The sequence below is a fragment of the Aureimonas ureilytica genome (assembly GCF_001475935.1).
GTDB lineage: Bacteria > Pseudomonadota > Alphaproteobacteria > Rhizobiales > Rhizobiaceae > Aureimonas > Aureimonas ureilytica_A.
This window is the reverse complement of sequence record NZ_LDQA01000021.1, coordinates 139,551-159,177: the sequence shown is the minus strand read 5'-3', so window position 1 is coordinate 159,177 and position 19,627 is coordinate 139,551. Positions and strand designations below refer to the sequence as shown.

Here is a 19,627-nt window from a genome sequence, read left to right as displayed (position 1 = left end):
CTTCAAGCTTCGTTGGACAATCCAGGTCAGGACCAGCGCGGCGCCGTCCCGGACCCGTCGATAAACTCAAAAGAACCAGCGCGGTTCAGGCTATGCAAGCGGCGGCCGGGCCAGAGCGGGCCGGGCGTGAGAAGCGTTTCCACGCTCTGCTCGAAGCCGTCCGCGTCGAGGCGCAGAACCTTGGCGAGCCCCATGGCCGCGCCATAGCCCCGCCGGCAATCCTGCACCGGCCGCCACAGCGCGCCGTCGCGCCAGACCATGCGTCCGGCGGGCCGGGCCGAGGCGATGTCGATCAGCACGGGGTTGCGGGGATGAGCCGTCCAGGGACCGCGAAAATCGGGCGCGGACCAGAGATGCAGCGCGTCCGAAAAGGCCCCGCCGCCGTCGCGCACCGTGGCGAAGAGCCAGAACAACCCGTCCTTCTCCACCAGCGTCGCGTCGCTGGCCGACAGGCCGCTCACCAGCACGGATTCGCGCACCCAGCCGCCCGGAAAGGCGGTCGCGCGGAACAGCTCTATCGTGCCGCGTTGGTTGGTTTCGGGGATCATCCACATCTCGCCTTCGCGCTCGAAGACGAAGGGATAGGACAGGTGGCAATCCTGTTCCATGACGGGCACAGGCGCTCCAACAGGCCCGTCGGGGCCGAAGCGCACGGCCGAGATCAGCCCCTTGCCAAGAGAATGGACGTAATCCTCGACGAAGAGCGTGACCGCCCCGTCCGCCTCGATCGGAAAGGGGTCGGCATAGAAGCGCTTGCCGTCGTCCTTGAGATCGATCCAGCCCGAGGCCGGATGGGCCTTCAGGTCGAACAGATCGCCCCCTTCGCAGCGCCGCCAGCCGACGCGCCAATGGGGCGTGCGGTAGCACAGGCGATAGATGCGCCGGAGCACCGCGCCAACAGTCGCGCGCAGGGCGCGCTCAGGCAGCGGCCGCCCGGCGCCGATGGCCGCGCGTGGCGCCTCGCCCGGCAGAACCGGCAGCGCGCCCGGCCCGCCCGTTTGGACGCAGGCGGTGATCAGGGTGATCGCGCGGGCCAGGACGTCCTCGAACGTGGCGAGCGCGACACCCGGATATTCCGTCCCGAGCCGGCCTTGCGCAATCGCGCGCCCGTCTTCCACGACCTCGGCCAGGATCGGCTCGTTGGCGAGGATCGCGGCGAGCAGCCCGCCCTCCCCCGCCCCGCCGTTGAAGGCCAGACGCCAGATCCGGGCGGCGTCCGGCTGCGCGTCACCCGACAGGTCGATGGCGAGCTCGGCCGGTGTCGCGCCCTTGCGCGAGATAGCAGCCAAGGAAGAGGGCGCGATCGGCGCGGACAAGCGCCGAGGCGGCAGGCCGTGCAGCACGGATTCGAGCTGGAACAGCGCATGGGTTCCGGCGGGCACGTGCGATGGCCCGTGCGACAAGGCCAGTTCGACGGAGCAACCGGGAAGCGCGGCAAGACGCTCCAGCAGCAACTCGTGCCACTGGCGAAGGTCCGCCTCGTTCACATGCAGGACGATCCGCAAGCGGCGCCACTCCTCACCGTTCGAAGTCATCGAGAGCAAGCGGCTATCGAGGCATCAGCCTCCGATCCGCTCACTCTCTTGTGATTTATCAGTGACGCTAACGGAAGCAGGTTAAAGATCACCCATGCGCGGTATTCTTTCTGCCATCAGCTTCTGAGAGCCCAGCATATCGAAGGGCTTGGCCATTCCACCAACTATCGCAGACGCCGATGATCTCGCTCAGCGCCTGATGACGGGACGGGGCTGAAGAGGGGAAACCATCGATCGGTCCCGCTCTCCTGTTCGGTAAAGGCAGAGAAGTATCACCGCGAATTTCGACATGAGCGTCGTTTTCGAGGCCAAGCTCTCCGAACCGTTGATCAGGATCAGCCAAGCGATCATCGGCAGCCAGCTTCCCGCCCGGCCCCGCGCCAGCTCGCGCATGAAGAGGGCGAAGCCGACGAACATCAGAGCCATGAAGAAGGCCCCCTGATAGAGCATCATGCGAATGATCGGATTCTCGATGCCCCATTCAAGGCCCGAAATGCGCCGAAGGCTTTCCAGAAGTTCGACATCGGGGCCGATCAGAAGATCGGGCAGCGAAAAATGCTGGAACAGGCCGAACATCTCGACGCGTGCATTGGCGCTGCCGCCGTCCGACACGAAGCGGCCGAGCAGATCGTCGAAGAAGCCGCCCGAGATCAGAACGGCCAGCGCCACCGGCACCAGACAGAGCCCCAGGAGAATCAGCGCCGCCGCCATCAGATGAATGCGCCGACGCCGAACCATCCCGAAGCTATGCCAGAGCCCGTAGGTGAGGCCGAGCGCCAGAACCGTGACGATGGCGGTGCGTCCGCCAAAGGCCACCATGGCGGCCAGTTGCAGAAGGATGAGGCCGAGGCGAACCGGGGTGGACATCTGCCGCGCGCCGCTCATCAGCGCCAGCACGTAGCAGGCCGTCAGCGTCGCGTTGACCAGCGGGTGACCTTGAAGGGCGGCGGATCGTAGATCGGTCGGAAAGGTCTCGCCGTCGAATCGATAGGGAAAGATCAGGATCTTGGTGGCGAATTCGAACAGCGCCATCAGTCCGTTCACGGTCATCACGCCGTGAAGCAGCATCTCCATCTGTCGGCGCAGCCGCTCGTCCATGTCCGCCAGAAGCAGGCCCAAGAGGCCGGCGGCGAGGAACGTGTCCACCAGCCCGGCCATGTTGGGGCGCTGGCGCAGAATCACCGAGACGAGCGCGCCCAGCGAGATCAGCACCAGAAGCAGCGACGCGGGCCGCAACCGCCCGACATGGGCGAGATAGCCGAACGGATTGCCGAAGACGCAGGCGCGCCAGCCGAGCACACAGAGCGTCAGATAGGTGGCGGGGTGCAGCTTGGTCAGCGCGCTGCCCATCAGCCCGTCGTAATTATAGCCGGCATACCAGAGGACGCCGCCCGACAGGGTGAACAGCGCCAGGACGATGGCGAGAATGCCCCAACGCGAGAGTTGGTCGAGGCGCGCAGGGCTCGCCTCGCGCGCGTGCGCCCCGAGCCCTGCGCGCGGCAGGCCGGCGGAGGGCGCTCCGCGCAACGACATGTCAGCGCCCCGCGCCGATCACGAGCGCGCCGGAGAGATCGCGGCCCATGACGCCGGCAGCCGTCGCCTGCGCCCGGATCGCTTCCAGCGGGGTCGAGCGCAGGCGGGCGACCACCAGAATGTCCTCGGCCGTGGCGACCAGCGCGGAGGCGCGCAGATTGGTCGTGAGATCGCCGGCATCGACCACCACGATGTCGAAACTGTCGGCCGCGTCCATCCAGAGCCGCTCGGTGAAGCGCAGCGCGTCCCGCTCCTTCAGAACGGCCCGGTCGCCGCCGATCGCCATGAAGCGGACCTGATCGTCGTAGCAATCCTGCACGGCGTTCGACAGGCGGCTTTCACCCGACAGAACATCGATCAACCCGGCCGGCCCCTGAGCGCGGCTATGCATCAGATCGGCGTCGATCAGCAGCACCCGCTCCCCGCGCGAGGCGGCCGTAGCGGCCAGCTCGCTCGCCACGCGCCCGCGCGCCCGCGCATCCGCCTCGGCCGAGCAAAGCAGCACCACGGAAACCGGCGAGCGCCGCTCCCGGCGGCTGGTGGAAAGCCGCCGCAGCACCAGCCCCAGAAGGCCGGACAGATTGCGCGCGCGGCGCCCGGCGCGGGCGGGCTGGCGACCCCGCAGGATCGAGCCCGGGAGAACGGCCAGAACCGGCGCGCCGGCGGCCTGGCGCACCTGCCGCTCCGACAGGGCGGTCGGCGAGGCGTATTCCACCAGCAGCGCCAGCGCCGCGCCCAGGCCAAGCCCGCCGAAGAAGCCGGCCACCGCCAGAAGCGGCGTCGGCGGCCCCTTCTTGTCGATCGGCACGATGGCCCGGCTGATCACGCGCGCATTGGTGCTGTCGATATTGGACTGCTCGCGCACCTCCTGGCTGCGCTTGAGGTAATTGGCATAGACCTCGCGCACGGCATCACGGTCCCTCTCCAGCTCACGCAGGCGAACCTGAACCTGATCGGTGGCGCGCGTCTGGCTTTCCAATGTCGCCTGACGGGTCTTCAACTCGTCCTCGGCCGCCTTGGCCCAATTGTAGTCGGCGGTGGCGGAGGCGGCGATGCGAGCCAGCTCGGTGCGGATCTGACGCTCGATGCCGACCTTCTGCGCTTGGGCGGCCTGGAGCGTCGGGTGGCGCGCGCCGAGCTGGAGCGTCATTTCGGAAATGCGCTGGTCGAGCGCGGCCTCGCGGTCGCGCAGGCTGGAGATCACCGTGGAGCGCATCACTTCGCCCGTGGCGTCGGGCGTGCGGCCCGAGGCGATGATCGACTGGATCTGGTCCACCCGTGCCTTCTGATAGGCGGTCACGTTGCGCGCATTGGCCAGCTGCGTATTGATATCGGCCAGCGCCTGATCGGACACGAGCACGCCGCCGGCGCTGATCAGATTGTTGTCGTTGCGGTATTTTTCCACCGCGTCTTCCGCCGCCTGCACGGCGGCCCGCTGCTCGGCGAGACGCGCCGTCAGCGCACCGGCCGCATCGCGGGAGGCGTCGGCGCGGGCGTCGCTCTGATCGGCGAGATAGGAATCGGCGATGATATTGGCGAGGCGTGCGGCCTCTGCCGGCTCTTGCGCCGTCACCGTCACGTCGATCACCAGAACCTTGTCGGCGCGCTTGACCGACAGATTGCGGCGCAGCTGGTCGAGCGTGCGGGCCGTCGCCTCGTCCTTCGAACGCTCGGCGTCGAGCGGCTGTCCCAGCAACCGGGCCTTGAGGCGGGACAGGAAACTCACCCGGTTGAAATGAGGGTCGGCGGTGAGATTGGCCATTTCGATGGCGCGCAGGAGCACGGAATTCGACTGCACCACCGCGACCTGGCTTTCGACCTGCGTGATGCCGCCATCGGGCGACAGCGTGCTCGGGTTGATGGCGTTGCTGACGATCTGCCGGTCGCGCGGGTCGATCAGGATTTCGGCGGTGGCGCTGTAGAGCGGCGGCGTCACGAGACCGTAGACGAGCGCCAACACGGCCAGAAGCACCGCCGTTCCGAGGATCAGGCCGCGCCGATGGACCAGAATTCCCTTGAGTTCGCCGAGTTCAACCGACGAATCCTCGGCGTGGGACGGGCCTTCGACGCCATCATTCGAAAGTTGAGCCCAGCCGCCCATTGCCCACCCACGTCGTTCACACAATCTGCACCGCTCTTGGATTAGATCGGAATGGCTAAATTCTGATTATGATTGTCCTGCGGCTGCATGTTCCGACCTTCCTTTCGGGCATGTGGCGGGGGACCAGCGCCGGGTGGGCGACCGCCGGGCGCAGGGGCGATGGGCCATGCGCATTTCCTGCATTCATCAAGGCTACGAGCTCTATGGGTCGGACCGCAGCTTCATCGAGAGCCTGCGCGCGATCCGTTCCGCCTTTCCCCATGCCGAGATCGAAATCGTGCTCCCGCGCGAAGGGCCGCTCGCCGAGGCGCTGCGCAAGGAAGGCTTCGCGCCTGCGATCGAGCCGCTCTGGGTCCTGCGCCGGCATTCGCTGCCACAGCTGATCGCGACCGCCGCGATCGACCTGCCCCGCGCGCTCTGGCGCGCCCTGAAGCGGCTGCGCGCGGCCGACCTCGTCTATATCAACACCGCCGTGGTCTTCGACCACACGCTGGTCGCTCGCCTGTTCAAGGCCAAGACGATCATCCATGTGCACGAAATCCCCGAAGGCGGGGCGTTGAAGGTGCTCCGCGCCCTCCTGCGCTGGAGCGGGGCGGAGATCATCTTCAACTCGCAGGCGACAAAGCGCACCTATCCCGGCCTCGCGGGCCAACGGAGCCACGTGATCTATAATGGCGTGGCGCTGGCGGCCGACACGCAGCCGGTCAAGGCCACCGCCGAAGGCCCGCTTCATCTTCTGATGCTGGGGCGCATCAACCGCATCAAGGGGCAGGAAGTCCTGCTCGACGCGCTCGCCCTCCTGCCGCCGATGTTACGCGCGCGCCTGTCGGTGCGCATCGTCGGCAGCGCCTTCGAGACGCGCGCGCCCGAGATCGAGCTGGAGCGGCGCATCACGGCAGCGGGGCTGGACTCCGTCGTTCGCCTGCTTCCCTTCGTGCCGGACCCGGCCGAGCATTACCGCTGGGCCGACATCGTGGCGGTTCCTTCGCGTTTGCCCGAGTCGCTGGGGCGCGTGGCGATCGAGGCGCAGGCCTATGGCCGCCCGCCGATCGTCTCCGATATTGGCGGCCTCGGCGAAACCGTGGAGGATGGGCGCACCGGCTGGGTCGTGCCGCCGGGCGATCCGGCCGCGCTCGCCGCGCGGATCGAGGCGATCCTCGCCGACCCCTCCCCTCTCCCCGCCTTCGCTGAGGCCGGCCGCACGCGGTTCGAGCGGCTCTTCTCCCAAGCGACGGCGGCCGAGGCGTTGACAGGCGTTCTCAGCGCCAATCTGGCACGCCGGCAGGCGTCGGCCCCTTCCAGGCGGAGCGCGGCATGAGACGCCTCCTCCCGCTGGCGCGCCGCCTCGTGATGATGATCGGCGGCGAGGCGATGCAGAGCGCCTTTCATTTCGCCCTGAACATCCTCCTCCTGCATCGCCTGTCGGCCGAAAGCTACGGGCTGTTCGCGCTCGCCATGGTCATGGGCGGCGTCGCGATCACCTATGTGCGCTCGCTCACCGCCGTTCCCGCCTCGATCTGGATCGGCCGGGAAAGCGGGCGTCACCGCGCCCATGCCTATGACGTGAGCTTCGCGTCGGGGGCTTTCGTCCTGTCGGTCGCGATCAGCCTCGTGACGGTTCTCCTGATGCTCGCCTGGGACGCCACCGAGATCGGCTCGGTCGGCATCTTCGTGCTATTCTGGTCGTTCCGCAGCCATCTGCGCGTCAGCAACTTCGCGCTGGGCCGGCCGGGCCTCGTGGCACTGAGCGATCTCGGCTTCACGGCTTTCAGCGTTCTCGCCACGGGTTTCGTGGTCTGGCGCGGGGGCGACCTTCTGCACGAGACCTTTCTGGCGCTCGCCGTGACCAACGCGCTCGGCGTCGCCATCATGCTCTTGGGAATGCGCCGGCCGATCCGCTTCACGCTGCGCGCCAGTATGCGCCGGCGCTGGCTCGGCCTCTGGCGCTCCGTGCGCTGGTCGGCGCTGAGCGCGACCACGGTGACGCTTCAAGGCCAAGCCATGGCGCTCTTGGTGGCAAGCTTCGCCGGCCCCGCCGCCTATGCGCCGATCGCGGCCGTGCTCGTCTTCTTCACGCCGCTGCGCATCGTGGCGGGTGCCATCGCCAATATGGTGCAGCCCGAAATCGCGCGTCTCGTCGGGCGGGACGATGCCGCTGTCTGGCGGCTGATGGGCTTGTGGACGCTGGGGCTCGGGCTGGTCGGCCTTGCCTATGGCGGGCTGGTTCTGGCGGTTCTGCCCTTCGTGAAATCCGACGTTCTCGCCCATGCCGACGGCTGGCTGATCGGGCTGTTTTCCTGGGCGATCTACTTCACCACCATGCTCTACGTCATGCCGCGCATCACGCTGGAATCACTGGGTGATTTCGGCACGGTCGCGCTGACGACCGGCATCGCGGCCACTTTCGGAATGGCCTTGATCGTGGCGCTGCTTCTGCTGGCTCCGCCGGACTGGGTGCTGGCGGGGGCCGCCGCGTCCGAGATTCTGGTGGCCGTTCTCTCCTGGACCGCCGTCAGCCGTCGCCTCGCCCCGCGCGAGGCCGGCCGCCCCTTCTCCCTCCGCTTCCTCTCGGGCCGATCGCATGGATGAGCGTTCCCTTCCCTCAAGCGTGCCAGTCGCCGTGACACCCGTCGCATGGCTTCACCGCGATCTCGCATCGGTTCGCGATCTCTGGCTCGCCTGCGAAGCGCAGGGCGCCTGCAACGCCCATCAGCGCTATGGCTGGATGGCGCTGGTGGTGGAACACCTTCTGGCGCTGGACAAGTCCGAACCTCTCATCGTGGAACTCCGCGACGCGGCGAGCGGCGCGCCGATCCTGCTCCTGCCGCTGGCGATCAGGCGCAAGGCAGGCCTGACGGAGATCGTGCCGCTCAGCGCGGGCGTATGCGACTATACCGCGCCGGTCCTTGCCCAGCCCGTCGCCTACACGGCCGAAGAGGCCCGGCGCCTCTGGCTGGCGGTCCGTGCCGCATTGCCGAAGGCGGACCGGCTGCGTCTCGATTCGATCCCGCATGAGATCGTGCCCGGCATTCCCAACCCGCTGGCGCTCGTCGATGGAATTCAAGACTCGGCGCTGTCGGTGTCCGGCATGGCAACACCCGGCCCCGCCGACACGCTGGCGGCCAGGGTCTTCCGCCCATCCTTCGTCAAGCAGGTGGGCAAGACGCGGCGACGGCTGGAGGCGTTGGGCACGCTGAGCTTCGAAGCGGCTCGAACGCCGGCCGAGGTGGACGCCATGATGGACGAGCTGCTGCATCTGCGGCTCGCACGGTTTCGTAAACTCGGGCGCTTCGACATTCTGTCGAGCCCGGCCTACGGCCAGTTCTACCGGCAGGCGGCTCACGAGGGACTTTCCGGCGGCTCGGCGCAGGTTATCGGCCTCAAACTGGATGGCGATTGCCTGGCGCTGATGCTGAACCTGGTCCATCGGGACGTGGCCCATGGCATTCTGATCGCCATGGATGACGAGCGCGCACGCAACACCGCGCCCGGCCTCTTCATGATCAGCCTGGCCATCGAACAGGCCTGCCGCGAGGGTGTCACCTATTTCGACTTCTCGGTCGGTGGCCAGAGCTACAAGCAAAGCGTGGGGGCTTTGAGTCGGCCCTTCTTCCGTCTGGAAGAGGTCTATTCCTTGCGCGGCCACGCCATGGCGCTGGCCGACAAGGGCGCCGAAGAACTGCGCGCGCGACTGAAAAGCAACGGGGCGCTTTATGGCCGGCTGCGCTCCTGGCGCGGCAAGCTCCGCCGTCTGAGCCACCGTCCTGCGGCGAACACGGCACCGGACAAGCCGCGCGCCTCCGACAGCGACTGAGGCGCGCGGTTGCCGTCTCGGCATCCGCCGGTGTCATTCTGCCGGCCTCACTCCACGGTCGCGGCCGGCAGCACGAGCCGCGCTTCCAGCCCGCCCACGCCTGCTCGGCCGAACTCCAGCCGGCCACCGTAAAGCTCGGCGATCTCGGCCGTGATCGGAATGCCGAAGCCGTGGCCGGGCTGGCTTTCGTCCAGCCGGCGGCCGGGCTGGCGGACCGTCGCGATCTCGGCCTCCGACAGGCCCGGCCCGTCATCCCCGATGCGGATAAGCACCTCGCGCCCCTGGCTCCCGGCGTCGAACGTCACGAGGCTGCGCGCATGGCGGCGCGCATTGTCGAGAAGATTGCCGAGCATCTCGTCGAGATCCTCGCCGTCCACGCCGGCCGGCAGCGTTTCCGGCAAGCGCGCCTCGATGCGCACGGCTTCGTTTTCGCGGAACTTATCGAGCATCGCGGCGAGATCGCGCCCATGGCGCGCCACATCGGCCTGCCGGCGCGTGCCGCCCAGCGCCGCCGTGCGGGCGCGGCGCAGGTGATGGCGAATGCGCCGGTCCATGAGGTCGAGGAGGCCCAGCATTTCGGCCTGCCGCTCGCCCGCGTCGAGGCGCTCGGCGGCCGCGCTCAAGGTGGCGAGCGGCGTCTTCAAGCCATGGGCGAGATTGGCGACATGCAGCCGCGCCTGACGCAGATGCGCGGCATCCTGCGCGATCAGCGCGTTCAGCTCGTCCACCAGCGGCTTCAGCTCGGCCGGTTGCGGCCCCTCGATCCGCTCGCGCCGCCCCTCGCGCACGGCCTTCAGCGCGCCGCGCAGATGCTCCAGCGGCAGAAGGCCGAAGCGCACCTGAAACACGATCGCCCCGATCAAGAGGAGGCCGAGACCTGCGAGCGTCAACGCCACGGCGAGGATCGCATCGCGTAAGGGCGCGCTCAGCGCGCCGCGCGGGGCGGTCACGTCGATGCGGATGTTCTCGCCCTCGCGCTCGAACCGCAGCGAGCGCACCAGAAGCGCTTGGCCGTCCGCGTCCTGGGCCGGGCGCAGACGATGGGGTGGGCCGTCTTCCTCGTCAGGGTCGGCCATGTCGAGCGAGCGAGGGCCGAGCGAGCGCGAAGACGCCATGTCGCGCCCGTCCACGAGAATGCGCCAATACCAGCCCGAGCCCGGCCGGTCGAAGGGCGGGGGTTCGGGGCCGAACCGATCGAAGTTGAGATCGCCCCCAGGCCGCGCGTCGCCACGGGGCCGGCCGGGCCGGGGCGGAGGCCGCTCGCCCTCGGTCAGCGCCGCGCGCAGGGTCGAGAGTTGCAGGTCGAGCCGCGTCGCCACCTCCGCCTGCACGATGCCCTCCAGAACATGGGCGAGCACCAGCCCGGTGAGCGGAATGGCGACAAGAACGAACAGCACCGCCGAGGCGACGAGGCGCGCGCGCAACGAGCCGCCGAACAGGCGGGCGAACCGACGAGAGAAAGGGCGGGTGGGCATGCGATGCGCGGGCGGCGGAGCGAGGGGAGGACGGGCCTCGGGATGCGGGTGCGGGGCCGTCATGCCGCCCCGGCCCCTTCGGCGGTGAGCCTGTAGCCGAGGCCCCGCGAGGTCTCGATCATGCCATGGCCGATCTTGCGTCGAAGCCGCGCGATGATGACCTCGACCGAGTTGGAATCCACCTCCGCATCGCCCTCGTAGACGCGCTCGATCAGGTCGGCGCGCGGCACCACCACCTCCTTGCGCAGCATGAGGCAGGAGAGAACGCGCCATTCCAGCGCGGTGAGCTTCAGCGGCAAGCCATCCTTCTCGAACGTGCCGACCTGCGCGTCATAGCTGATCGGCCCGCAGGTGATGCGCGCGTCGGCATGGCCGCGCGAGCGGCGCACCAAGGCGCGCAGGCGCATCACCAGTTCCTCGACGCGAAAGGGCTTCACCAGATAATCGTCGGCGCCGGCCTTGAAGCCCTGCACCTTGTCGCTCCAACCATCCCGCGCCGTCAGGATCAGGACGGGCAGCGAGCGCGCGGCCTCGCGCCAGCCGCGCAGCACCTCGATGCCGCTCATATCGGGCAGGCCGAGATCGAGAACCGCCGCGTCGTAAAGCTCGGTGTCGCCGAGATGCAGACCGTCCTCGCCATTCTCGGCATGATCCACCGCGAAATTCTCGGCCCGCAGCGCCGCCGCGATCTCGCCGGCGAGAGCGGCATCGTCCTCGACAAGAAGCACGCGCATCGGATCGTCCCTTTTCTACGGCTGCACACCAGCCTCCGCGCTAGTCCCGGCGGCTGAACGGAACCTGAACCACGTGGTTCAGGAGGGGTTTCGCGGCGTCTCGTAAAAAGCCTCCATCCGCCACACGGAAAGGACTTTCGAAATGCCCCACAAGCTGTCCCTCAAGCGTCGCCTCGCCCTCGCGGCCCTCGCCGCCCCCGTTCTGGCCGGCTCAGGGCTGGCCTATGCGCAGGCCCCGGCCGCGCCGCAAGCCACCCCGGTGAAGGTGAACGAATTGCGCGACATGAACACGATCCGCCTCGACGGCCGCGTCACTGATGTCTTCGGCAACCGCTTCGTTCTGGAAGACGCGACCGGCCGCACGCTGGTGGAACTCGGGCCGCGCGGCGAGAATGGCGCGCTGGTGAAGATCGGCGACACGGTCGTCGTCGACGGCGCCTTCCGGGGCGGCGAGGTTCGCGCCGATGCGATCAGCGTCGGCGGCGGCGAGCGTGTCGCGCTGGAGCGCCCGCGCCCCGATCGCGGCCCGGGTCCGGGTGGACCGGGACGGGACGGCCCCGAGCGCGATGGGCCGGGCCGCGAGGGACCGGGGGGTCCGGGTCGCCATGGCCCCGGCCATGACGGCCCGCCGCCTCCGCCTCCGGGCGAGCGTGCCGAGCGCGACGGCCGCTGGTTCGACTTCGGCTCGGTGGACAAGGACGCCGCCGCAAAGTCCCTCGCGGATGCCGGCTACAAGGACGTGACGCTGGTGGACGCCAAGCGCCACCATGCCGAGTTCACCGCGACGGACGCCGCCGGCCAGCGCTGGGATCTGAAGGTGGACGAGAACAACGCCATCGCCGAGCGCGAGCCCTATGTGGCCCCGCTGGACGAAGCGGCTACCAAGGCGGCGATCGAGAAGCTCGGCTACACCTATGTCGGCGACTACGAGACCGGCCCGCGCCATGTCGCGGCGGAAGCCAAGGACAAGAGTGGGCGCGACGTGACGGTCGAGCTGAACTTCGACGGCACGCTGCGCAAGGAGCGTTTCGAGGGCTGATCGGCCCTCTCCGTTCGATCCGACGAAAGGCCGGCTCCCTCGGGGGCCGGCCTTTTTTCATGCCCCGTCGCGAGGCAGCGCCCCGAGTTCCGTCAGCGGCGGGAAAAGAAGCGCCACGCAAAGGCCGGGTTCGCCGTCCGACACATCGATCCTCGCCTCGTGCAGGTCCGCAATGGCGCTGACCATGGCAAGGCCCAGCCCCGTGCCGGGCGTCGTGCGGCTGCGGTCGAGCCGATAAAGGCGGCGGAAGATCGCCTCCCGCTCCTCAGCCGGGACGCCCGGCCCGTCGTCGCGCACGCTCAGGATCACGGCCCCGCCCTGCGCGCCGAGCCGGACCTCGATCTTTGCTGGAGCTGGAACATGGCGGATGGCGTTTTCGATCAGATTGGCGAGAAGCTGCGTCAGGAGTTCGCCGTCGCCTTGGATGGTGAGACCGGGCTCGATGCGCGGGTCCAGCCTGTGCCCCTCGTCCAGCGCGACCTCGCCATAGGTGTCGCAGACATTGTCCACGAGCTTCGAAAGGTCGAGCGGGCGAAACCGCGCGCGGCGTGCGCCGGCCTCGACCTGCGCGATGCGCAAGAGCGCGTTGAAGGTCTCGATGATCGTGTCGCTTTCCTCGATCGCCTCCTCCATGGCGCGCTCGAAACGGGCGGGCTCGGGTCTTTGGCGGGCCATCGTGTCCAGCCGCTGGCGCAGCCGGGCGAGCGGCGTGCGCAGATCGTGCGCGATATCGGTGGAGACCTGCCGCAGGCTCTCCATCAGCGTCTCGATGCGCGACAGCATCCGGTTCACGTCACCCGACAGGCGGTCGATCTCGTCGCCCCGCTTCGTCACGGGCAGGCGAAGCTCGAAGCGCCCGGCGACCACTTTGTGCGTGACCTCGGCGATCTCGTTCAGCCGCCGCGCCGGCTCGCGGCTGAAGACATAGGCGCTGACCATGGCCACCAGCGAGATCGCCACGCAGCCCAGAAGCAGGCAGGCCAGCATGATCTCCTGGATTTCATGCAGCACATGCGAGTTGCGCCCGGCCAGAAGCCGATAGGGCCCGATCTCGCGCCCGAACGAAAAGAGCCTCACCTCGTCGTCGCTATTGGTCGCGGCAGCGTCCATCAGATCCTGGCTGAGATGCAGCACCTCTTCATTGACGAGTTGCTGGTTCCAGCCCTCGCGCCAGAGCACGGGCGGGATATTGCCTTCAAGAAAACTGCCGTCCGGGGCCAGAAGCAGAAAGAAACTGTCTCCCGGCGCGCCTTCCGAGCGCTCGTGCACGCTGTGGCGCAGTTCCGCCTCGCCGCCCTCGCGAAAGGCGGATTCGAAGACGGCCATGTCATGGTCGATCTCGCGCACCGAAATGCCGCGGATTTCGTGGGTCGCGACCGCGTAGGTGAGGCCCATGATGGCCGCGACCGCCAGAATAAAGATCAGCGTATAGGCCAGCGCCAGACGATAGGTCGTGGTGCGCAGGACCGAGAAGCCGGAGCCGCGCTCCCGCGCGCGCTCACGCATCCAGAAGATAGCCCGAGCCGCGCACGGTGCGGATCATCTCGCTGGCGAAGGGCCGGTCCACCTTGGCGCGCAGCCGGCTGACATGGGTTTCCACGACATTGGTCTTGGGGTCGAAGTGGAAATCCCAGACCCGCTCCAGAAGCATGGTTCGCGTCAGCACCCGGCCGCGATTGCGCATCATATATTCCAGAAGTCGGAATTCTCGCGGCTGAAGCTCGATCGAGGTCCCTGCGCGCGAGACGGAGCGCGACAGGAGATTGACCTTGAGGTCTCCGACTTCCAGCGTGGTCTCTTCCCGCCGCCCCGGCGCGCGGCGCATCAGGGCGTTGAGGCGCGCCATCAGCTCGGAAAAGGCGAAGGGCTTCAGGAGATAATCGTCCGCCCCCGCTTCCAGACCTTCCACCCGGTCGTCCACCCCGCCGACGGAGGTGAGGAAGAGGACGGGCGCATTGCGCCCGGCCGAGCGGAGCGCGCGCACCAGCGACAAGCCGTCGAGGCGCGGCAGCATCCGGTCCACCACCAGCGCGTCGTAGCTGCGCGTGCAGGCGAGTTCGAAGCCGGTCATTCCGTCAGGCGCATGGTCGATCTCATGCCCTTCCTCGCGCAGGCCCGCGCCGACATAATCGGCGGTAGAGCGATCGTCCTCGATCAGAAGAACCTTCATGCCGGACTCCGATGCGCCATGAGGCGAAAGCGGGTCGCCTCCCAACGCAGTGCCACCCAACGACCTCCCCGCCCGGCTTTGCGGCAGCGGGTGTCGCACCGGCAAGACAGAGGACGGCGCTCATAGCTTCTATACGAAACTGTATAGAAGCCGCGAAGGCGCAACGTCACAAAACTGATATGGAAGCGGACTTGCGAGCATGGTTCGCCGCCGCTCGCCGCGAGACCGACCCTACCCCTGTGCCGGATGTCCATGCGCCTTCATCGCCCCGTCATCGGCAGCGTCTCGCTGTCACTTCTCACGGCCGCCTTTCTTCTTGTAGGGCCGAACCAAACCTTCTGGCGCAAGGGGCTCGAATATTTTTCCGGCCATCTCGACAAGCTGGTGTGGCTCGGGCTCGGGCTGTTCTGCCTCTTGTCGGCGATCCTCGTCATCGTCTCGGTGAAATATGTCATCAAGCCAGTCCTGATCGCGCTCGTTCTCGTGGCCGCTTCCGCCTCCTACTATGTGAACACGTTCGGCGTCCTGATCGATCGGGAGATGATTCAGAATGTCGCGCTGACAACAACGAGCGAGGCCAAGCATCTCTTCACGCCCAATCTCATCCTGCATCTCGTTCTGTTCGGTGTCCTGCCTTCGCTCGCCATCGCCTTCGTGCGGGTGCGCCATCGCCGGTTTCCCGCCAAGTTCCTCTACAACACGCTGACCGTCTTCGCCCTTCTGGGCGGCGCGGCGCTCGCGACATTCCTCAACTACTCGGCCTTCGCCTCGACCTTCCGCCAGCATCGCGATCTGATCGCCAGCCTCAACCCAAGCGCCCCCGTGGTCGCCGCGTTCCAGTTCGCCTCGCGCGAGATGGAGGACCGCAACCTGACGCCCGCCCCGCTGGGCACGGACGCCGCCAAGGGGCCGCTCATCGCCAAGGCGGGCAAGCCGGTGCTGACCGTCTTCGTCGTCGGCGAAACGGCGCGCGCGCAGAATTTCGGGCTGAACGGCTACGAGAAGAACACCACGCCGGAATTGGCCGCGCGAGGCGTTTTCAACTTCTCCAACGTATCGAGCTGCGGCACGTCGACGGCCGTGTCCGTCCCTTGCATGTTCTCGAACTATCCGCGCCGCGACTATTCCGAGCGCAAGGCGCATTCGACGGAAAACCTGACGGACGTGCTCACCCATGCCGGTGTGAAGGTCGAATGGTACGACAACGACACGGGCTCCATGCGCGTGGCCGAGCGCATCCCCTACGAGTTCCTGCCCGCCACGAACGATCCGCGCTTCTGCTCGGGCGGCGAGTGCCATGACGAGATCCTGGTGGATCGGCTGAAGCGCGCGCTGCCGAGCGTCCAGTCCGACACGGTGATCGTGCTGCATCAGCTGGGCAGCCATGGCCCGGCCTATTTCGAGCGCTACCCCAAGGACTTCGAGCGCTTCCAGCCGGCCTGTCAGACGGCGCAGTTCGCCGATTGCGAGCGCGCCGAGATCGTCAACGCCTATGACAACACGATCCTCTACACCGACCATGTCCTGTCCGAAATCATCGATACGCTGAAGGGCGAGGACAGGCTTTCGACCGCGCTGTTCTTCGTGTCCGATCATGGCGAATCGCTGGGCGAAAACGGGCTCTATCTTCACGCCGCGCCCTATTTCATCGCGCCCTCGACGCAGACCCATGTGCCTCAGGTCGCCTGGTTCTCGCAGAGCTATCAGACCGCGTTCGGGATCGACACGTCCTGCCTGAAGTCTCGCGCTAGCGCAGATCTCTCGCACGACAATGTGTTCCACACGATTTTGGGCTTGATGGACGTTTCGACCTCGGTTTACAGCCGGGAGCTCGATGCCTTCGCCCCGTGCCGTGGCACGGGAAAGACCCTCGCCTCCATCGGAACTCGCCCATGAGCCTCGATCTTTCGCTCGACCGGACGGCGGCGCCTCAAAAGAAGCGCGGCGCGGGCCATCTCTTCGCGGCCGCGCGTTATTCCTTCGGCGGCTTCCGCCGCATTCTCGGCGAAACCGCCTTCCGGCACGAGCTGATGGCGGGCGGCGCGCTGCTCGGCGTCTTCGCGCTGATCGGGGCGAGCCCGCTCGACTTCCTCGTGCAGATCGTTCTGATGCTGGTGCTCATGGCCGGCGAGGCGCTGAACACGGCGATCGAGGTGATCGTGGACCGCGTGTCGCCGGAGATTTCCGACTTCGCCAAGCAGGCCAAGGATCTCGGCTCGTTTGCCGTCTTCTGCCTCATTCTCGCCAATTGCGGCTATGGCGCCGTGGTGCTGCTGCGCGCTTTCTGACGTCGAAAGTCGCGCCCGAACAAACGTTTGCCGGGTTCCGGGCGGCGGTACGCCCCCGACAAGCTCCGCAACATTTCGGAAATCTCGGTCACAAAACGTAACGAAGCGGCCCCACTGGTGTCTCCCAAAGAGCGCAGATTCCGTTCGACCCACAAGGACGATCGGACATGGCTTCAGCGACGACCCGCAGCTTTCACCCTCTGACCCGTCTTGCCCGGCGCTTTGCCGGTCAGGCGCTTCTGTCGGGCTCGGTCATGATCGCGCTGAATGCCGCGTCCCATATCGATCTCGGACTGGGCGATGCGGTATGGCCGGGCTTTGCCGAGGAAGCCGCGCAGAGCGAGCCCCAGCGAGAGGCCATGGTGCTGCCGGGGCTTGGCACCGGAGTCATGAGGGCCAGCGACACTGAGACGACGCCCATAATGACCGCCAGCGTGAGCAAACCCGTGCGCGAGGCGCGGCTGCCGGTTCCCGCCCGTGTGTTCGGGCCGGTCGCAGAGATGCAGGCTGAGGCCGAAGCCAAGCCCGCCGCCGCGCGCACCTCCCCGCCGGTTCGTCTGGCGAGCTTCGACGCAGCGCGGAAGGACGGTGTGCTTCTGTTCGACCAATGCGCGCCGGCCTGCGAGTCCCGCGATCCGCTGCTGCATCGCAGCATCGCGAAGGCCGCGCGTCGCCCGGCGACGCCGGCCCGCACGCGCCTCGCCGATCTCGAAGCGTCAGCCCGCGAGATCGTGGCCGATGCCGAGACGCAAGGCCCCGCTCGTCCCGCATGGCAGCCGGCCGAAGCCGCGCCTGGCCTTCTCACCCGCTCGCTTTCCGCCGCGTGGGACACGGGCCACGCTGCTGCCGGAAGCTTGGCCCGCCTCGTCAACTGGTAGGCTCGAAGCGGGGGAGGTTCACCACCTGCCGCAGGCCGCCACCCTCGCGGTTCTCGATGCGGATCGTGCCGCCGTGCCGCTCGAGGATTTCATGCGCGATGGCAAGGCCGAGCCCTGCGCCACCATGGGTCTTGCGCCGTCCCGCATCGACCCGGAAGAAGGGCTCGAACACGCGCGCCAGAAGCTCGGCCGGGATGCCCGGCCCGCGATCCTCGACCACGACGCGCCAAGCCTCGCCCGTGCCCTCAAGGCGCAGCACCGCGCCCCCGCCATGCGTCGCGGCATTGTCGATGAGATTGCTGAAGGCGCGTTTGAGCGCGAGGCGCTGCCCCCTCACGAACCCGCTCGCCGCGCCGCCCTCGAACCGCACCAGGCGCCCGATCGCGCCGAGTTCCCCCGCGATTTCGCCCAGCAGCGCCGGCAGCGCCACGGGCTCGGGCGGGTCGGAGGAGACTTCCTCGCGCACGAGGCGGATGGCGCTGTCGGCGATGGCGTCGAGTTCGCCCAGATCCCTCAACCACGCTTCGCGCTCCGCCTCGGGCAGGAACTCGGCGCGAAGGCGCAGGCGCGTCATCGGCGTGCGAAGATCATGGCCGGCGGCGGCCACGAGGCGCATTCGGCTCTCGGTCGCCGAGCGGACCCGCTCCGACAGGCGGTTCAGCGCCTCGGCCGTCGCGCGCAGTTCCGCCGGCCCTTTGGGCGTGAGCGGGGCCAGCGTTCCGTCCGGGCGCACCGAGGCGGCGGCCTGTTCCAGAACGCGCAAGGGTCCGGTGATCCGCCGCGCGGCCATCAGAGCCACGGCGATCGCGCCGAGCGTCACAAGCGAGAGATAGGAGACGAGCGGGCCGATGGGCGATGGCGGCAGGCCGGGATAGTGCAGGAACATCCATGTCCCGTCGCGGAGCGGCACGGCGATGCGGAAGTGCCGGCCGTCCTCGCTGGAGACGACACGCACGTCCATATCCGTCCCTTCGGCCCGAAGCCGCTGGATAAGTTTGGCGCTCGGTTCTTCGTGAACTTCGCTGGCACGTGGCTCCGGGCCGGTCTCGATGCCCGCTGCCCGCGCCTTCGCGCCTGAGCCTTCGGCGACGCGCAGAGCCAGCGACACGCTTTCGGCGAACATGCCTTCGAAATCGGCGGAGTCGTCTTGGTCCAGAATCTGGAAGGTCACAACCGCCGCCAGAACCACGACGCCGACGATCGCCCCGACGAGAAGCAGCGCCAGCCGGTTGCGCAGCGACACCATGGCTCAGACCTTCTCGACCGGGGCCGCGAACTGGTATCCGCCGTTGCGCACCGTCTTGAACAGGCGAAACACCCCGTTGTCGCCGATCTTCTTGCGAAGCCGGCTCATGGTGACGTCGATCGTGCGATCGAACGGATCGGTGGCGCTGCGCCCATGCAGGAGGTCCATCAGCATGTCGCGCGACAGGACGCGGCCAGGTCGCTCCAGAAAGATCACCAGAAGATCGAACTCCGCGCCCGTCAGATCAATGTCCTGCCCCGAACCCTCGTCGCGCACGCGGCGTGTCGCGGTGTCGAGATGGAAGCTCTCGAAACGGTAGCGCGGCGCGGGAGCCACCGCCTCGCTCACGCGACCACCGCGCCGGAGCACGGCGCGAATGCGGGCCACGAGTTCGCGCGGGTTGAAGGGCTTCACCAGATAATCGTCGGCCCCCAGCTCCAGCCCGATAATGCGGTCGATGTCTTCCTTCAACGCGGTGAGCAGAATGATGGCAAGGTCCGGCGTTCGGTCCTTCACCTCGCGGCAGAGATCGAGCCCCGAGCCATCCGGCAGCATGACGTCGAGCACCACGAGATCGAACGTCTCGGCGGCCAACCGGCTTTCGCAATCGCGCCGATCCGCCGCCAGCCGGATCTCGAAGCCCTGATCTTCCAGATAGCGCCCGAGCAGGTGCCGGATTTCGGCGTCGTCGTCCACCACCAGAAGTTTGATGCCCAAGCTCATCCGCCTTGCCTTCGCTTTGGAGGCCGTCCCGCGCTCTCGTTAGCGCGGTTTGGCCGTGGCGGAACGGATCTTTTTGTTGCGAAACCTTGCT

16 protein-coding genes are annotated in these 19,627 nt (G+C 67.7%); 7 read left to right on the top strand and 9 right to left on the bottom strand.

The genetic code is table 11. The annotated features are described in order from the left end of the window. Positions 1-26: 26 nt before the first annotated feature. The 3 genes from NS365_RS09475 to NS365_RS09465 all read right to left on the bottom strand — a co-directional run bounded on the left by NS365_RS09475 (position 27) and on the right by NS365_RS09465 (position 5,169). Positions 27-1,505, bottom strand: a complete 1,479-nt coding sequence (locus NS365_RS09475) for a glucosamine inositolphosphorylceramide transferase family protein (protein WP_058600084.1) — start codon at positions 1,503-1,505, stop codon at positions 27-29. A 219-nt stretch (positions 1,506-1,724) separates the two neighbouring features. Next, entirely contained in the window at positions 1,725-3,068 is a 1,344-nt protein-coding gene (locus tag NS365_RS09470) for a VpsF family polysaccharide biosynthesis protein (protein ID WP_058600035.1), read from the bottom strand. Between the two features lies 1 nt (position 3,069). Beyond that, positions 3,070-5,169, bottom strand: coding sequence for a GumC family protein (locus NS365_RS09465; protein ID WP_058600034.1), 2,100 nt, complete (start codon positions 5,167-5,169; stop codon positions 3,070-3,072). A 166-nt stretch (positions 5,170-5,335) separates the two neighbouring features. Between NS365_RS09465 and NS365_RS09460 the strand changes: the two genes are divergently transcribed. The 3 genes from NS365_RS09460 to NS365_RS09450 are packed head-to-tail and all read left to right on the top strand — an operon-like array spanning position 5,336 to position 8,983. Beyond that, positions 5,336-6,487 carry a glycosyltransferase family 4 protein gene (locus NS365_RS09460; protein ID WP_058600033.1) on the top strand — a complete coding sequence of 384 codons (1,152 nt, stop codon included), beginning with the start codon at positions 5,336-5,338 and terminating at the stop codon, positions 6,485-6,487. Continuing rightward, positions 6,484-7,758, top strand: a complete 1,275-nt coding sequence (locus NS365_RS09455; protein WP_058600032.1) for a hypothetical protein — start codon at positions 6,484-6,486, stop codon at positions 7,756-7,758. Before NS365_RS09460 ends, NS365_RS09455 begins: the two co-directional genes overlap by 4 nt. Then, positions 7,751-8,983, top strand: coding sequence for a GNAT family N-acetyltransferase (locus NS365_RS09450; RefSeq protein ID WP_082684521.1), 1,233 nt, complete (start codon positions 7,751-7,753; stop codon positions 8,981-8,983). The genes NS365_RS09455 and NS365_RS09450 overlap by 8 nt, the downstream gene beginning before the upstream one ends. Positions 8,984-9,030: 47 nt before the next feature. On the opposite strand, the gene NS365_RS09445 is transcribed toward NS365_RS09450, so the two are convergent. Together NS365_RS09445 and NS365_RS09440 are read right to left on the bottom strand one after the other, a co-directional pair. Continuing rightward, a complete protein-coding gene (locus NS365_RS09445; RefSeq protein ID WP_058600030.1) occupies positions 9,031-10,458 on the bottom strand; it encodes a sensor histidine kinase in 1,428 nt (475 codons plus the stop codon). A 59-nt stretch (positions 10,459-10,517) separates the two neighbouring features. Continuing rightward, on the bottom strand, positions 10,518-11,192 hold the full coding sequence (locus NS365_RS09440) for a response regulator transcription factor (RefSeq protein ID WP_058600029.1): 675 nt from the start codon (positions 11,190-11,192) through the stop codon (positions 10,518-10,520). Positions 11,193-11,334: 142 nt separating this feature from the next. On the opposite strand from NS365_RS09440, the gene NS365_RS09435 reads away from it, so the two are divergent. Then, on the top strand, positions 11,335-12,231 hold the full coding sequence (locus NS365_RS09435; protein ID WP_058600028.1) for a hypothetical protein: 897 nt from the start codon (positions 11,335-11,337) through the stop codon (positions 12,229-12,231). A 57-nt stretch (positions 12,232-12,288) separates the two neighbouring features. On the opposite strand, the gene NS365_RS09430 is transcribed toward NS365_RS09435, so the two are convergent. Both NS365_RS09430 and NS365_RS09425 read right to left on the bottom strand, forming a co-directional pair. Continuing rightward, positions 12,289-13,737, bottom strand: coding sequence for a sensor histidine kinase (locus NS365_RS09430; RefSeq protein ID WP_058600027.1), 1,449 nt, complete (start codon positions 13,735-13,737; stop codon positions 12,289-12,291). Further along, positions 13,730-14,401 carry a response regulator transcription factor gene (locus tag NS365_RS09425; RefSeq protein WP_058600026.1) on the bottom strand — a complete coding sequence of 224 codons (672 nt, stop codon included), beginning with the start codon at positions 14,399-14,401 and terminating at the stop codon, positions 13,730-13,732. The genes NS365_RS09430 and NS365_RS09425 overlap by 8 nt, the downstream gene beginning before the upstream one ends. A gap of 252 nt (positions 14,402-14,653) precedes the next feature. Between NS365_RS09425 and NS365_RS09420 the strand changes: the two genes are divergently transcribed. The 3 genes from NS365_RS09420 to NS365_RS09410 all read left to right on the top strand — a co-directional run bounded on the left by NS365_RS09420 (position 14,654) and on the right by NS365_RS09410 (position 17,567). Beyond that, a complete protein-coding gene (locus NS365_RS09420) occupies positions 14,654-16,297 on the top strand; it encodes a phosphoethanolamine transferase (protein WP_058600083.1) in 1,644 nt (547 codons plus the stop codon). Beyond that, entirely contained in the window at positions 16,294-16,689 is a 396-nt protein-coding gene (locus NS365_RS09415; protein ID WP_058600025.1) for a diacylglycerol kinase, read from the top strand. The genes NS365_RS09420 and NS365_RS09415 overlap by 4 nt, the downstream gene beginning before the upstream one ends. 167 nt (positions 16,690-16,856) lie before the next feature. Then, positions 16,857-17,567, top strand: a complete 711-nt coding sequence (locus tag NS365_RS09410) for a hypothetical protein (RefSeq protein WP_058600024.1) — start codon at positions 16,857-16,859, stop codon at positions 17,565-17,567. On the opposite strand, the gene NS365_RS09405 is transcribed toward NS365_RS09410, so the two are convergent. Further along, positions 17,557-18,813, bottom strand: a complete 1,257-nt coding sequence (locus tag NS365_RS09405) for an ATP-binding protein (RefSeq protein WP_058600023.1) — start codon at positions 18,811-18,813, stop codon at positions 17,557-17,559. The genes NS365_RS09410 and NS365_RS09405 overlap by 11 nt on opposite strands. A gap of 3 nt (positions 18,814-18,816) precedes the next feature. Continuing rightward, positions 18,817-19,536, bottom strand: coding sequence for a response regulator (locus tag NS365_RS09400; RefSeq protein WP_058600022.1), 720 nt, complete (start codon positions 19,534-19,536; stop codon positions 18,817-18,819). Positions 19,537-19,627: the final 91 nt, after the last annotated feature.

What these genes read in the sequence shown, in the direction of transcription:
- NS365_RS09400 (WP_058600022.1), bottom strand. Translation starts at nt 19,536, where the DNA reads ATGAGCTTGGGCATCAAACTTCTGGTGGTGGACGACGACGCCGAAATC.
- NS365_RS09465 (WP_058600034.1), bottom strand. Translation starts at nt 5,169, where the DNA reads ATGGGCGGCTGGGCTCAACTTTCGAATGATGGCGTCGAAGGCCCGTCC.
- NS365_RS09445 (WP_058600030.1), bottom strand. Translation starts at nt 10,458, where the DNA reads ATGCCCACCCGCCCTTTCTCTCGTCGGTTCGCCCGCCTGTTCGGCGGC.
- NS365_RS09440 (WP_058600029.1), bottom strand. Translation starts at nt 11,192, where the DNA reads ATGCGCGTGCTTCTTGTCGAGGACGATGCCGCTCTCGCCGGCGAGATC.
- NS365_RS09460 (WP_058600033.1), top strand. Translation starts at nt 5,336, where the DNA reads ATGCGCATTTCCTGCATTCATCAAGGCTACGAGCTCTATGGGTCGGAC.
- NS365_RS09455 (WP_058600032.1), top strand. Translation starts at nt 6,484, where the DNA reads ATGAGACGCCTCCTCCCGCTGGCGCGCCGCCTCGTGATGATGATCGGC.
- NS365_RS09410 (WP_058600024.1), top strand. Translation starts at nt 16,857, where the DNA reads ATGGCTTCAGCGACGACCCGCAGCTTTCACCCTCTGACCCGTCTTGCC.
- NS365_RS09420 (WP_058600083.1), top strand. Translation starts at nt 14,654, where the DNA reads ATGCGCCTTCATCGCCCCGTCATCGGCAGCGTCTCGCTGTCACTTCTC.
- NS365_RS09470 (WP_058600035.1), bottom strand. Translation starts at nt 3,068, where the DNA reads ATGTCGTTGCGCGGAGCGCCCTCCGCCGGCCTGCCGCGCGCAGGGCTC.
- NS365_RS09425 (WP_058600026.1), bottom strand. Translation starts at nt 14,401, where the DNA reads ATGAAGGTTCTTCTGATCGAGGACGATCGCTCTACCGCCGATTATGTC.
- NS365_RS09415 (WP_058600025.1), top strand. Translation starts at nt 16,294, where the DNA reads ATGAGCCTCGATCTTTCGCTCGACCGGACGGCGGCGCCTCAAAAGAAG.
- NS365_RS09430 (WP_058600027.1), bottom strand. Translation starts at nt 13,737, where the DNA reads ATGCGTGAGCGCGCGCGGGAGCGCGGCTCCGGCTTCTCGGTCCTGCGC.
- NS365_RS09450 (WP_082684521.1), top strand. Translation starts at nt 7,751, where the DNA reads ATGGATGAGCGTTCCCTTCCCTCAAGCGTGCCAGTCGCCGTGACACCC.
- NS365_RS09405 (WP_058600023.1), bottom strand. Translation starts at nt 18,813, where the DNA reads ATGGTGTCGCTGCGCAACCGGCTGGCGCTGCTTCTCGTCGGGGCGATC.
- NS365_RS09435 (WP_058600028.1), top strand. Translation starts at nt 11,335, where the DNA reads ATGCCCCACAAGCTGTCCCTCAAGCGTCGCCTCGCCCTCGCGGCCCTC.